General features: G+C 56.7%; 13 protein-coding genes. 6 read left to right on the forward strand and 7 right to left on the reverse strand.

Features of this window, described 5'->3' with window-relative positions:
• Positions 1-662: 662 nt before the first annotated feature.
• Positions 663-1,508, forward strand: coding sequence for an MBL fold metallo-hydrolase (locus SPE70_RS22805; RefSeq protein WP_077263642.1), 846 nt, complete (start codon positions 663-665; stop codon positions 1,506-1,508).
• Between the two features lie 276 nt (positions 1,509-1,784).
• Positions 1,785-2,057, forward strand: coding sequence for a hypothetical protein (locus tag SPE70_RS22810; RefSeq protein ID WP_032691249.1), 273 nt, complete (start codon positions 1,785-1,787; stop codon positions 2,055-2,057).
• A 68-nt stretch (positions 2,058-2,125) separates the two neighbouring features.
• Here SPE70_RS22810 and SPE70_RS22815 read toward each other — a convergent pair whose 3' ends face one another.
• Entirely contained in the window at positions 2,126-2,491 is a 366-nt protein-coding gene (locus tag SPE70_RS22815; protein ID WP_162494467.1) for an HdeA/HdeB family chaperone, read from the reverse strand.
• Between the two features lie 301 nt (positions 2,492-2,792).
• On the opposite strand from SPE70_RS22815, the gene evgA reads away from it, so the two are divergent.
• Together evgA and SPE70_RS22825 are read left to right on the forward strand one after the other, a co-directional pair.
• The gene (evgA, locus tag SPE70_RS22820) at positions 2,793-3,407 is read left to right on the forward strand and encodes an acid-sensing system DNA-binding response regulator EvgA (protein ID WP_040968892.1); all 615 of its coding nucleotides are present in this window, start codon (positions 2,793-2,795) and stop codon (positions 3,405-3,407) included.
• A gap of 4 nt (positions 3,408-3,411) precedes the next feature.
• The gene (locus SPE70_RS22825; protein WP_064169995.1) at positions 3,412-6,654 is read left to right on the forward strand and encodes an ATP-binding protein; all 3,243 of its coding nucleotides are present in this window, start codon (positions 3,412-3,414) and stop codon (positions 6,652-6,654) included.
• A gap of 90 nt (positions 6,655-6,744) precedes the next feature.
• On the opposite strand, the gene SPE70_RS22830 is transcribed toward SPE70_RS22825, so the two are convergent.
• Positions 6,745-7,407, reverse strand: coding sequence for a YfdX family protein (locus SPE70_RS22830; RefSeq protein ID WP_162493302.1), 663 nt, complete (start codon positions 7,405-7,407; stop codon positions 6,745-6,747).
• Between the two features lie 237 nt (positions 7,408-7,644).
• Between SPE70_RS22830 and SPE70_RS22835 the strand changes: the two genes are divergently transcribed.
• Positions 7,645-8,220 (forward strand): HdeD family acid-resistance protein, encoded by a 576-nt coding sequence (locus SPE70_RS22835; protein ID WP_012540525.1) that lies wholly within the window; start codon positions 7,645-7,647, stop codon positions 8,218-8,220.
• A 26-nt stretch (positions 8,221-8,246) separates the two neighbouring features.
• Entirely contained in the window at positions 8,247-8,552 is a 306-nt protein-coding gene (hdeB, locus tag SPE70_RS22840; protein WP_012540524.1) for an acid-activated periplasmic chaperone HdeB, read from the forward strand.
• Between the two features lie 55 nt (positions 8,553-8,607).
• Here the strand turns inward: hdeB and SPE70_RS22845 are convergent, their stop codons facing one another.
• The 5 genes from SPE70_RS22845 to SPE70_RS22865 are packed head-to-tail and all read right to left on the reverse strand — an operon-like array spanning position 8,608 to position 13,993.
• Entirely contained in the window at positions 8,608-9,411 is an 804-nt protein-coding gene (locus SPE70_RS22845; RefSeq protein WP_012540523.1) for an MIP/aquaporin family protein, read from the reverse strand.
• Between the two features lie 53 nt (positions 9,412-9,464).
• A complete protein-coding gene (locus SPE70_RS22850; RefSeq protein ID WP_022065623.1) occupies positions 9,465-11,288 on the reverse strand; it encodes a diol dehydratase reactivase subunit alpha in 1,824 nt (607 codons plus the stop codon).
• 12 nt (positions 11,289-11,300) lie between these two features.
• Positions 11,301-11,726, reverse strand: coding sequence for a glycerol dehydratase small subunit DhaB3 (locus SPE70_RS22855; protein ID WP_002917670.1), 426 nt, complete (start codon positions 11,724-11,726; stop codon positions 11,301-11,303).
• 2 nt (positions 11,727-11,728) lie between these two features.
• On the reverse strand, positions 11,729-12,313 hold the full coding sequence (locus SPE70_RS22860) for a propanediol/glycerol family dehydratase medium subunit (protein ID WP_002917672.1): 585 nt from the start codon (positions 12,311-12,313) through the stop codon (positions 11,729-11,731).
• A gap of 12 nt (positions 12,314-12,325) precedes the next feature.
• Positions 12,326-13,993: a propanediol/glycerol family dehydratase large subunit gene (locus SPE70_RS22865; protein WP_064169994.1), complete on the reverse strand. Its 1,668-nt coding sequence runs from the start codon at positions 13,991-13,993 to the stop codon at positions 12,326-12,328.
• Between the last annotated feature and the right edge of the window lie 373 nt (positions 13,994-14,366).

Below are 14,366 nucleotides of genomic sequence, written 5' to 3' on the forward strand. Positions count from 1 at the left end.
AGTGCGGTCAATTTATAACGCAGATTTATTAACCCCTTCAAGATAGCGGATAAAATCCAGACGATCTTTTTACCTTGCGAGCTGATTACAATCCTTTAAATTTTAACTACATAATTTTTATAAAACTTTATCCTGCCGGGATAAAGCTGAATCAGTTCAGCTAAATATTGTCAACAATTCATTAATAACAAATAGAAATAAGATATATCAACATTAGCAATGCTACTGGATACGACGTTTCTCAAGTCAGTTCAGCGATGCGGGCAATTGCGCATTTCCATCCCTGCAGCCCTCAGGATCGTGGATGTCGAACGGCCCGACCTGACGGTCGCGTTCATTCGGTCTACCACGAGGGCGTGGCGTAATACCGGCATACTCATAGACAGGTTAAGTTGTCAGTAATGAAAGACAGTGATTGCCCTGCCACCGCTGCCATTGACACGATAGTTGCCGCGTCTGCATTAATAGCTAACTCAAGCAAGAAGCGGGCTTTGCGAATTTTTTAGCTGTGCCCATTCTTTTTCCTGCAGGTGGCTAGCCAGCATTAACGTGCAAGCCAAATGTTGGTGAATTGCTTATCCGCAATGAATGTGGCATAACACCGGTCCATAATAGAAAGAGTTTCCTTTTCATATTGTTGGCGCAACATCGAGGATTTGCTGATGCAATTAACGGTTCTGGTTGATAATAATACATTAATTGACAGGTATCTTGTCGGTGAGCCTGGTGTATCCTATCTGATTGAGCATGATGGACAAAAAATCCTTTTCGATACCGGATATTCGGATGTTTTTTTGCAGAATGCGCAAACGTTGCAAATTGATTTAACCACCATCGATAGTATCGTTTTATCGCATGGGCATAACGATCATACCTGGGGCCTCAATCATTTAACCCAACATTATGATCGCCTAAATTTCACGCCTGAGAGAAAGATAAACTTAGTTTGCCATCCAGATGCATTAAACCCAAAGTATTTTGATGCAAAATCTATAGGGATCAACTACAGATTCGATCAAAATGATCTCTTCTTCGATAAAATTTGCAGCAAAAAACCTTATCCACTCACTGAAAACATCATCTTTCTTGGTCAAATACCAAGGGACAATAAATTCGAGATGCTGACACCGGTAGGCCAAACGGCGGATGATAACGGCGAAATCACTGATGATTACGTTATGGATGATTCTGCGTTGGCAATAAAGACAGAAGAGGGACTGGTGGTAGTCACAGGCTGTTCTCACGCGGGAATAGCTAACATTATCGAATATGCCAAACAGGTTACCGGAGAGAATCACATTGTGTCGGTCATTGGCGGATTCCATCTGCAAAATGCCGATGAAGATCGCCTCACGCAGACAGGGGATTATCTTAAAGCATTATCCCCAGATTCCCTCTATCCATGCCATTGTACCGATCTTGCGGCTAAGATTAGCCTGGCGCGTTTTATCAAAATCAACGAGGTCGGCGTTGGGCTAAAACTAGATTTTTCTGCCGCCGGGAAATGAATGCAAAAGAAGGTAGCCGGCACGCAGGAGAGCAAACGGCAGCAGCGGCAGCGGCAGCAACCAGGCTCGTTAAAATTCAGGTCAATATCTGAAAAATAACCATAGCCTGCACCAGCTGATCGAAATCAATACTCCCCTCTCGCCCCTCTTATATATAACCCGTTGACTCACAAAAAGGATGAAATGATGAAAATGCGGGATATATCAATCAGTACCTGTCTGGCACTGTTATTAATGGGTTGCGTAGCTAAACCGCCAATGGCGACGGAAAGTGAAATGAAAGAGGCCGCCGCCTTTGCTTTTAATGTCGATGCTTCACAGGTGACAATTTCCGATGCGAAGCAGCAGGATGTGAAAACCAATTTTGTGGCCACCATCGGCAAAACCAGCCATCGATGCTATGTGACAAAAGCCGCCGAGCCGAAACTTTACGGGCTGATCCCACTGGGCGGCGGCAGTACCGTCTCGGATGCCATCTGTGCCGGCAGCAACCCGACGCCAGCGAGCAAAACCTGCGACGCCCTGTCGAAAAAAGCGGGCCGCTGCTGAGCCTTTGCGCAGGAGAAGGCCGCTGACTGCACACTTAGTCACTTTTCCTGCCGCTTTACCGCGGTCGCTTAATTCAGCGACCGCACCTGCTGATAAGAATTGAGCCGTTCACGCAGCGAAGTCAGCCAGGCATCTGGCTCCTGGCGGCAGATTTCGGTGAGGATCGGCGTCAGCACCAGTTCAGCTTCATGAAAGTCGGTCCACTCCGGCGGCTGCAGAGAAAAAGGATCGTTCATCAACCAGATCACCATCGGCGTCCAGGTGCGCGGGTCCAGTTGCAGATAATCCTGACAGCGCATCATATCGCGAGTCCGTACCTCATCGGGTGCGATATTCTTTCCCGCCGCGACGCTACTTATTGCCAGAATGATTATTCCTGCCATCAGACGTTTCCAACCCCATTTTCGCCAGAGGGCGCGCTTTTCTTTTGCCATTGTTATTATTTACCTGCCAGCTGTTGCCGGAGGGAATTCCGGGCTACTCACCTTAAAAAGAGCAGATTAATCGTTTGCATTTTTTTTAACAGCAGACAGCGCTGAAGTCAGTGAACGCCTGTTCCTACAGCTGTCATCCAGATATGCAAATATATTCGACAAGCACTCATTGACAATATTTTCCCGGCCGAAAACGATTTGTGTTACAATTGCGCCTTATTCCGGCACCTATAAAAAATAACCTCCGCCGCACCTGCACCAGGCATCGCCCTTCTTTTTTCATATCAGGATTTACGCCCCCATGAATGCGATAATCATTGACGATCATCCATTGGCACGTATCGCCATTCGCAACCTTCTCGATACCAACGGCATTACCGTCGCGGCAGAACTCGACAGCGGCGCCCATGCGGTGCAGACCGCAGAAAGCATGCAGCCTGACCTGCTGATTGTCGATGTCGATATTCCGGAGCTCAGCGGCATCGACGTTCTGGAGCAGCTGCGCAAACGCCGCTACCGGGGAAAAATTATCGTCATTTCCGCGAAGAATGAACGGTTCTATGGCAAACGCAGCGCCGACTGCGGGGCCAATGGTTTTGTGAGTAAAAAAGAGGGAATGAATAATATCCTCGCCGCGATCGACGCGGCCAATAATGGCTACAGCTATTTCCCTTTTTCACTGGAGCGCTTCTGCACCCACGGCATCACCGATCAGGACCGGCTGGATACGCTGTCAACGCAGGAGATGAAGGTTTTCCGCTATATCCTCTGTGGCGTCGACTACACCACCATCGGCAGCAAAATGAATATCAGCAATAAAACGGTAAGTACCTATAAGGTCCGTCTGATGGATAAATTAGGCTGCGGCTCCCTGCTTGAGCTTTATGACTTTGCGCAACGCAATAAAATAGGGTGATGGCATGGTGGTTCGTCTTATTTTATCCGTCGTTGTCGGGCTGACGCTGAGCCTCTCCCCCGCGGTGTTTGCCATGAAGCAGCTGGAGTTGAAGAGCCATTCTCATATCGCAGCGATCGATATCCCGCTTAGCGTTAAGGAGAAAGCCTGGCTTGCCGGACAACCGACGTTGACCATCGGCACCTGGCTTCCCGAAATGACACCCATCGTCTATGACGGCGACGAGAAAAGTTATCAGGGCATCAACGCCGACTATCTGGCACTGATGAAGCACAGCCTCGGACTGAAGGTGATTATCCGCCAGTATGACACCGAGCAGCAGGCGCTCACCGCCCTGGCCGACCGGCAGGTGGATACCCTGCTCACTCAGGTGGCGCACCGGGATGCGCTCGCCCCGGGCCTGGATCAATCCGCGCCGCTGCTTAAAACCTGGCCGACGCTGGTCACCTCGCTGAAATCCCCCCTGCCGCCGCTGACCACTGACCGCCGCGTTACGCTGGCCTGCACCCGCGAATGCGCCTTTTTCGATATTATTCAGCAGGCGTTTCCCAACGCCAAAATCACCCTTTACGATAGCGACTATCAGGCGCTTGCCTCGGTGGTCAGCGGTGAAAATCAGTATTTCATTGGCAACAACATCACCACTGGCCACTGTATCTCGAAGTATTTCTCGCAATCGTTGGTCATTGCTCACTATTTTCGTCAGCAGGAGCAACACAACCGCTTCGTCACCCGCGACGATCGGCCGGAGTTACACCAGATCCTCGATCGTTTCATTCATGCCATCGACAGCGATACCGCGATGCGGATCATGCAAAACTGGCTCAACCGCGGCGATCTGTCGTTTCTCAATACCCCCCTCCCCTTTAGCGCCGAGGAGCAGCGCTGGCTGCAGAAGCATCGTCGCGTCCGCCTGCTGGTGAACCCCTATTTTCCGCCATTTACCCTGGTGGATAACGAGGATGAACTGCGCGGCATCATGGCCGATATGCTGAATATTGTCTCACTCCAGACCGGCCTGCAGTTTGACCCCATTCTGGTGCGCAACCGTCAGGCTCTGGCAAAGCGCATGGAAAAAGAGGACTGGGCGATCATGCCCGCCGCCACCCTGACCCCACAGCCGCAGGCCTACGTCACCCTCAGCGATCCGCTCATTAACGTGGCCTTTGTGCTGGTCGCCCGCGGCAGCGCCCCCGACCCGCATCTGCTGACGCGCTCGGCACGGATCGCCCTGCCGGTGGGGCCGATTGCCGCCCACGACCTGAAAGCGCGTTTTCCGCAGATTAACTGGGTGGAGACAGATAACGTTGGTATCGCCATGAAGATGGTGGAAGAAGGCGAAGTGGATGCCGCCGTGGCCTCGGAACTCTCCGCCCGCTATATGATCGATCACTACTATCCGCAGGGCCTGCACTACACCCGCATCGACGGACTCCCGGTCGCCGCCATTCGGCTGGCCATCCCGCGCGATGAACCGGTGCTGGCCGCCATTCTTGGCAAAGTGCTGCAGGCGATTCCACCACGGGATATTCTGCAGATGACCGAGAAGTGGTCGAAAATATCCAGCCAGCAAATAGAGAACTGGAGCCAGTACAGCCGCCAGTTTTACCAGCTGATCGCCTTTGCGCTGGTGCTGATCGCCATCAGTCTCGGCTGGGGACTCTCCCTGTGCCGGGAAGTGCGCAAACGCAAAGACTCCCAACAGCGGCTGGAGGACGAGCTGGCGCAGAAGGAGGCGCTCTCCTGTGCGCTGGAGCGCGAAAAAGACAAAGCGATTCAGGCGACAAAAGCCAAGAGCCGCTTTCTGGCCAGCATGAGCCACGAGCTGCGCACGCCGGTGAGCGCCATCGTCGGCTTTCTGGAGCTGCTGGCGAAACCGGAGCTGAACGGCGGCCAGCGTAAAGAGGCGATCGAGCTGGCGGGATCGACGGCGCAAACTCTGCTGGGGCTGATCGGTAATATTCTCGATATCGACAAGATTGAGTCGGGAAAATACCAGATCACCCCGCAGTGGAGCGATGTCGCACAGTTAGTGTCGCAGCAATGCCACACCTTCGACGCGCTGGCGCAGCAAAAGGGCATCGTTCTGCACCACCATAACGCGCTGCAGGAAGGGATCATGCTGTGGCTCGACCCGCAGGCGCTACGGCAAATCCTCAATAATCTCATCGGCAATGCGCTGAAGTTTACCGCCGAGGGTGCGATTCAGGTCAGTTGCCGGCTGGTGCAGGCGGATGAGACGCAGGGAGAGCTGACCCTCACCGTCAGCGACAGCGGCTGCGGGATCAGTGAAGCAGAGCAGGCTACCCTCTTCCACCGCTATGCTCAGGCGCGCCAGGGGCGCCAGCAGACCGGCTCCGGACTGGGGCTGGTCATTTGCAAAGAGCTGGTTGCGCTGATGCAGGGCCGACTGGAGATGGTCAGTCACCCGGGGGTGGGGACAACTTTCACCATCACCCTGCCGGTCAAGGCGAGTCGCTGCGCGCTTCATGCGCCGCAGGCATTGCCCACCAGGCCGCAGGCCCTGCCCGGGCTGGCCATATTGATAGCGGACGACCACCCCACCAACCGGCTGCTGCTTAAACGCCAGCTCAGCACCATCGGCTATAGCGTCGATGAAGCCTGCGACGGTGAAGAGGCGGAGAATAAGCTCGCCAGCAAACATTACGATCTGCTGATCACGGACCTCAATATGCCCAGGAAAGATGGTCTGGCGTTGGCGGCCTCGTTACGCCGTCGCTATCCGGGCCTGGTCATTTGGGGCGTGACCGCCAGCGCGCTGCCGCAGTCACGGGAGGCGTGTCTGGCCAGCGGCATGAATATGTGTCTGTTTAAGCCGGTGTCGGTTCAGACGCTGAGCCATGAGCTTAGCCGTTTAGCGGAGGGCCGCGCATCACCTAACGTCACCCGGCACCTGAAGCTCAGCGTGCTGACCGAAAATACGGGGGGAGACCAGGCGCTGATGACTGAAATACTGGAGACGTTCCGCGATGCGTCGGCCACAGATTTGCAGGCCGCCGGACAGGCTATCGCCCGGCATGAACCGCAGACCTTTCTGCGAGCGCTGCACCGTCTGCACGGTTCAGCACAAATTCTGGGGATTACTGCGCTACAACAATTGTGCGCCCCTTTTGAGGCTAAGCGACCTGATTCGCTGACGCCGGCAAGCTGTCTGGAGGTGGTACAGCACATCACCGGCGTCATGCGCGAGATCGACGGCGAAATCAACGCCCTGATCGGCCGCTAGCCGTTCCGCTCGGGCAGTCCGCCTGCCCGAGCGTTAAGGGGACATCCATGTCAGTTTCTTCCTCTGCGCTCTCTCAGGGTGGAACGAGGATCAGTTGCCTGCCACCAGCATCTCGCTATCCACCACAATGCCCTCTTCAGCGCCCTTCAGCACCAGATTCGCTTCGTAATACTTCCCGGCTTTCAGCAGTTTTTGCGCCTGCGCCACCGCTTTACGGGTCTGGTTGAGCGGCATCAGATACTGGTTCTCGATCACGCCGATGCCGGCCAGACGCAGGGTATCAATAGCCCCTTTCTGGTCACCTTTCGCCAGCTTTTCGTTGGCAGATTTAATGGCACTCTCTTTTTCCGGTGTGGCCACGTAGTCTTCAGACAGGGCGACGGTCGCGTTGATCACCACATAGCGATCGGCGATCATTTTTGCTGTGGCGTCAGTTTTCACGAACTTCGCCCAGCTGGCGTCATCGGCGGCCAGCAGCGCGGCGGCGTCGTCTGTCAGTTTTTTGGCGCTCTCCGGCTGGCCGTGGAACAGCGCCAGACGGGCGAACTGGACGTCGCGCATCGCGTTCGCGCCCTGCACCGCCACCTGCAGCACATCGGCAGCTTCTTTCTGTACCTGCGCCGTGGCTGCCGCGGTTGGCGCTGCCGTCGCGCTGTCTGCCGCCCACACCGGAGAGGTACCCATCATGGTTGCCAGCAGGCTAGCCAGAATGACTTTTTTCATTGTTAACTCCTGATTAAAATCGGTAAGCATCACCAAACGCAGCCAGCTTAAAAAATATCGTGGTTATTGAGAATCAGAGCCCGGAAGCGATATTGCGGGCCTGGTCTGACAGCTGTCAGACCAGGCGTATAAAGTGACCTCGGCGCTCTTATTTACGCCTGGCGATACCGCGGCCTACTATTTTTCTCAGATATTTTTTTTGGCCCGCGGAATAAACCATACGTTTATTTCAGCGCCAGGCCGCCTACCGGGATCTGCGGAGCAATTATGTTTATGTTTAGCCATTACACTTTAAATGCGTTTAGTCCACGCATCTTCTTACGATATAAACGGCATGCCGGCATGATGGCCGCCCTGCTGTTTATCTGCGGGGCCTGTTGCCTGGCCTGGCCGTTGGTCGCCGGTTGGTATCTCGCCGTGGTAACCGGCATGTTGTTGATGATCTGTGGCTTCTATTCACTGTACAGCTTGATTGTCTTCCGCCAGCAGCACTGGAAATCACGCCTGGTGGCGCTGATCTTCGCCATCGCCTGGATCGTGCTCGGCCTGAGCTTTGTCGTCAATCCCCTCAACGGTATGAGCAGTCTGGCCATTTTATTTGGCTTTTTATTTGTTCTCGGCGGTATTTCCCGCATCGTCAGCGGATGTCAAACCCGAAAACAAAGCGGCGCTGGCTGGAATATTTTTATCGGTTTGCTGGATTTACTTATCGCCTGCCTGTGGCTGGCAATGAACCCGCAGCAAAGCTGGTTATTTATCACCGCGTTTATCGGCGTTGAAATGATATTTAGCGCCATCGGCTTTCTGGTCCTGCGCAATAAGATGAAGCACGCCCAGGCTTAAGCCGTATTTTATCACTGGAGAAGAAAATGAATTTACCTAAAGCACTCGTGTTGACCGCGGCGGCCACCACATTCTGTCTGATGACCAGCCCGGCGTTCGCGGTTCAGGAAACCACACCGCAGAATATGACCTGTCAGGAGTTTATGGATATGAACCCGAAAAGCATGACCCCCGTGGCCTTCTGGGTCGTGAATCGCAACACCGACTTCAGCGGCGGCGACTATGTCGACTGGCATGAAGTCGAAACCGTCTCGGTGCCAAAAATGTTGCAGCAGTGCCACAAGAACCCCGCCGCTAAACTCGGCGATCTCAGCGCGGTCATCAAAAAATAACCCTGCTCCCCGGCGTCAGGCCGGGGAAACCCGCCGCGCTGCGGCGGGTCCCGCTTTACTCATCGATACCGCATTCGCACGGCAGATGGCGGCCGATAAGCTTGCGATACAAAAACGCCCCGATAATCGCCCCCACCACCGGCGCCAGCAGCGGCACCCAAAAGTAGGGTATCGACTGCCCGCCGGTAAAGGCGATCGCGCCCCAGCCGGCCAGACTGGTAAACAGTTTTGGGCCGAAGTCGCGCGCCGGATTCAGTGCAAAGCCGGTTAGCGGCCCCATCGACGCGCCGATCACGGCGATCAGCAAGCCAATCAGCAACGGCGCCAGCGGCCCGCGCGGAATTCCGTTGCCGTCGTCGGTCAGGGCCATGATCATCGCCATCAGGATTGCCGTGATGGTGGTCTCCACGGCAAACGCCTGTATAAAAGTGATATGTGAATGCGGGTACGTGGAAAAGACCCCGGCCAGGTTAAGGCTGGCGGCAGTGCCGCGCACGATATGCTGACTCTGTTCAAGATCGAGAAACAGCTGGCGATAGAGCCCATACACCAGCGCGGCGGCGCAGAAGGCCCCGGCCGTCTGGGCAACAATAAACGGCAGCACCTTGCGGCGTTCAAAACAGGCGAACAGCCACAGGGCAATGGTCACCGCCGGATTAAGGTGCGCGCCGGAGACACCGGCCGTCAGGTAGATGGCCATGGCGACGCCAAGGCCCCAGATAATACTGATCTCCCACTGACCAAAGCTGGCCCCGGCGACCCGCAGCGCAGCGACGCAGCCCGCGCCGAAGAAAATGAGCAATCCGGTGCCAAGAAACTCGGCCACGCACTGCCCGGTTAAGGTAGAAGTCTGGTTCATTATCGGCATCCTGAAATAGCACGTTAAAGAGAGAGGCTGGCGCGAGCGCCCGTTTAATTCGCCTGACCGGCCAGTACCAGCCCGGTGGCGACCGCATTGCGCGGCCCTTCTGTTCCCCGAATATTGCCCTGCCCGGCGACCACGCCATAGTGCGACAAGGCTTCCGTGATAAGCTGCGGGATCTCAAAGTCCAGCGATGAGCCGCCCACCAGCACCACAAAGGCGATATCGCGAATGGAACCGCCGGGTGAGACCTGGCGCAGCGCGCGCAGGCAGTTGGTGACAAACACTTTCTCTTTCGCCTGCCGGCGCACGAGACGAATTTTTTCCAGCGGGCTGGCGTTATCGATCGGCACCAGTTCGCCCTCCCTGATGTACACCACTTTGGCGAACACCGCCGGGCTGAGGGCTTCCCGAAAGAACTCCACCGCGCCATTCTCATGACGAATACTGAACAGGCTTTCCACTTTGGCCAGCGGGTATTTTTTAATCGCTTCCGCCAGCGAAAGATCCTCGAGGCCTAACTCGGTTTTAATCAACAGGCTGACCATATTCCCCGCCCCGGCGAGATGGACCGCCGTTATCTGCCCCTCCGCGTTGACGATCGCCGCATCCGTCGAGCCGGCACCGAGGTCGAGGATCGCCAGCGGCGCCGCACAGCCGGGAGTGGTTAACGCCCCGGCGATGGCCATGTTGGCCTCCACGCCGCCCACCACCACCTCGGTCTGCAGTCGGGCGCTCAGTTCGCGGGCGATAACCTGCATTTGCAGGCGATCCGCTTTCACCATCGCCGCCATCCCGACGGCATTCTCCATGGCGCACTCGCCGGCCATCCCGCCCTGCACCTTGCGCGGAATAAACGTATCCACTGCCAGCAGATCCTGGATATATATCGCGCTCATCTCATGGCCGGTCAGGGACGCCATTACCTTGCGCACCCGCTCAAGCATGCCGCCGGCGTGGGTGCCCGGTTCGCCGCGGATATCGCGTACCGGAGCGCAGGCGCTCATCGCCTGCATGATGGCTTCCGCGCCCTCGGCGACATCGGCCTCTCCGCGGCGCTTTTCGCCGCTAATGTAGAGGTTGCCCGCCGGGATCACCCGCGACTGTACGTCCCCCTGCGGGGTCTTGAGCACCACCGCTGAACGGTTGCCAATCAGGGCGCGGGCGATGGGGACGATGGCCTGGGTCTCTTCCGGGCTTAGCCCGAAGAAGGTGGCGATCCCGTAGGGATTTGACAGGATCCGCACCACCTGGCCCGGCGCGGCCACTTCCACCGCCGCCATCACCCCCTCGGGGACCTGCTCCAGCAGCGTCACTTCATCCACCACCGGCAGGGTTTTACGCAGGCGGTTGTTCACCAGCACGCCGTCGTCCTTTTTGAGGATCGCCGCCACCACGTTGATCCCCCGGTCGAGCGCCTCATTGAGCCACCACACGGCGTCAAGGAAATCGACGGCGTCGTCAATCAGTACGATCCACCCCTCGGCATACTGCGCCGCCTGCAGCGTCGCCAGCCGCCCGAGGGCGATAGTCGTCCCCACGCCAACGCCCACCCCGCCCGGAGTCTGCGGGTTATGACCGATCATGGTCGATTCGGTGATAATGGTCTCGGTGATGGTTTCCATCGCCACATCGCCAATCACCGGCGCGGCTTCGTTAAGATAGATGCGAGAGACATCGCTCATCGACCACGGTGTTTTCGCCAGGGCCTGCTCCAGCGCGGCGAGGGTCCCGGCGATATTGTCCCGCGTCCCTTTCATGCCCGTCGTCGCGACGATCCCGCTGGCAACAAACGCCCTCGCCTGCGGGTCGTCGGACGCCAGCGCCACCTCAGTGGTGGCGTTGCCGATATCAATCCCGGCTATTAACGGCATGCTGACCTCCGCTTAGCTTCCTTTACGCAGCTTATGCCGCTGCTGATACACTTCCGCCGACTCCCGGACAAAGGCGGCATTCACTGTCGCATGCCAGGTGTGCTCCAGCTCGTCGGCGATCGCCAGCAGCTCCGCCTGCGAGGAGCGGAACGGGCGCAGCGCGTTATAGATAGCCAGAATGCGCTCGTCAGGAATGGCGATAAGCTCCGCCGCGCGGCGAAAATTGCGCGCCACCGCATGGCGCTGCATCTGCTCGGCAATCTGCGCCTGGTACTCAAGGGTCTGGCGGGAGATCCGCACATCCTGCGGGCCCACCTCGCCAGAGAGCACCTTCTCGAGGGTAATATCGGTCAATGGTTTGCCGGTAGGCGTCAGGATATGCTCCGGGCAGCGGGTGGCTAACGGATAATCCTGCACGCGCATGGTTTTCTCGCTCATGGTCACTCCCTTACTAAGTCGACGTGCAGGGTGACGGGCTCGGCGTCCTGCACCACATGTTTGGTCTCTTTGATATGAAATAGCGCGGCTTTGGCCATAAATTTCGGCCGCACCATCTGATCGTTCACCACCGGCACCGGCGAAGGTGACTCTTTGCGCGCATAGCGCGCGGCGTTTTTGCCAATCTGCCGGTAGGTCTCCAGCGTCAGCAGCGGCGCCTGGGAGAACAGCTCCAGGTTGCTGAGCGGCAGCAGATCGCGCTGATGGATGACCGTGGTCCCCTTCGACTGGATACCGATGCCGATCCCCGAGCCGCTCAGGTTGGCCGCATCCCAGGCCATAAAGGAGACGTCGGACGTGCGCAGAATGCGCACCACCCGGGCGTGAAGCCCCTCTTCTTCCACCCCGGCAATCAGCTCTTTGAGGATCGCGCCATGGGGCATATCGATCAGCGTGTGATGCTGGTGTTTATCGAAGGCAGGGCCGACGCCGATCACCACTTCATCGGCACGTTCATCGGCAGAAGCCACCCCGCCCTCGCGGGTTTTCAGGGTAAAAGAGGGCTGAATTTGGGTTGTCTGTTGCACAGGAATACCGCCTTATTCAATGGTGTCAGGCTGAACCACGCCCGGAATATTTTTGATCTCCGCCCAGCGTTCGGCAGAGATGCGATAGCCGGTGCCCGGCCCCTGATAGTCATTGATGTCGTTGACCGCGCTCACCACCTCGAATTGCCGATCGAGAATGGCCGAGGTCTGCAGGTAATCGCCGGTGACCCGCTGGCGCAGCATATTGAGAATATTGCTGGCGATATCCTCAAAGCCGCTGCGGCTCAGCGCGCCGACAATATCGAGGCCGGTGATGTTGCGCTTCATCATCTCTTCCACCGCGCTCAGATCCTCCACCACGTTACGCGGCGGCATCTCGTTGCTGCCGTGCGCGTAGGTGGCGGCCTCCACCTCCTCGTCGGCGATCGGCGGCAGCCCCAGCTCGCGGAAAACCGCCTGGATCGCCCGCGCCGCTTTCAGGCGAATGGCAATGGTTTCCGCCTCGGTCACCGGACGCAGGCCGCCGTCAACCATCAGGTCACGCTGCAGGATGTTGTAATCATCAAAATCTTCCGCATCGAAGTTCGAGCCGGCGAACATGTTGTCGTAGTTCGGCACCGCGCTGTAGCCGGAGAAAATAAAGTCGGTGCCCGGCAACATCTGCATTAGGGTGCGCGCGGTGCGGCGAATATCCGAGTGGGAGAAAGTCTGGTCGTTGGCGGACGCCACTTCGAGGTCGAGCATAGAGGCAATCAGGTTTTCCGCCAGCACCGCCCGAATGCCCGACGGCACAGCACCGGTCATGCCGATACAGCTCACCGCGCCGTTTTGCAGTCCCTGGACCCCGGCGCCTTTGGTAATGAAGATGCAGCGCGATTCGAGGTAGAGCATCGACTTGCTCTCCGAATAGCCCATCAGCGCTTCGGATCCGGTGCCGGAGGTGTAGCGCATTTTCAACCCGCGGGAGGCGTAGGCCGAGGCGAGGAACGCCTTTGACCACGGCGTATCATCGCCGTCGGTAAATACCGCCTCGGTGCCGTAGACCGACACCGTCTCGGCGTAGCTGGTTAAGCCACGCATGCCCAGCTCCAGCTCGGTGGCCTCTTCCACCGAGCACTGCGTCAACACGCCGGGGCGGCCGCACTGCGAACCGACCAACAGCGCCAGGGCGTTAAACGGCGCGTAGCGCGCGATACCGACCGTGGTCTCCTGTTCTGAGAAGCCGCGGATCCCGGCCTCGGCGGCGTCAGCGGCAATCTGCACCGGATTATCTTTGAGATTGGTGACGTGGCACTGGTTGGAGGGGGTCCGGCGGGCACGCATCTTCTGCAGCGCCATCATCATCTCCACCACGTTCATCTGCGCCATCACCTCGACCGCTTTGGCCGGAGTGATGGCGGTAGTGATGGCAATGATCTCCTCCCGGCTGACGTGAATATCCACCAGCATGCGGGCTATTTCCACCGCCTCCAGGCGCATTGCCTGCTCTGTGCGCTCAACGTTGATCGCGTAATCGGCGATAAACCGGTCGATCATGTCAAACTGGTCCCGGCGTTTGCCGTCCAGTTCGACGATCAGACCGTTGTCCACTTTTACTGAAGAGACAGGGTCAAAGGGGCTGTCCATGGCGATCAGCCCCTCTTCAGGCCACTCGCCAATCAGCCCGTCCTGATTGACGGGGCGCTGGGCCAGTACTGCAAATCGTTTTGATCTTTTCATTGTTCATCGGCTCAAAAGGTGAAATCCGCAGACGGTAGCGAATACGCCGGGCCAGCGTCGTTGCCGCCCGGCCATTACCGGCAATAGCGGAACTTTAAATGAGCCAGTGGTGAAAAAAATAAATTTAATTTCGTTTCAATTTGGCACACGAAATCTACCGACAGTTTCACTATGAAACTTTACTCCGGCGGCAAAAATAAAAAATGTGATCGCCCGCAATGATGTAAATCAATTAATAAAAAACGCCCTTAATTACGTTTTGCCGACGCTATTTTAACCCTATTGACTAAATCATGGCGGGCGACAAAATAACGCTGACAAAAATAAAGCAAGCCAACCGAATGGTAATAGTTTTTTACTATCACCCCCTACT

The organism is Klebsiella sp. ZJOU C1 (assembly GCF_035620215.1).
GTDB classification, from domain to species: Bacteria; Pseudomonadota; Gammaproteobacteria; order Enterobacterales; family Enterobacteriaceae; genus Klebsiella; species Klebsiella variicola.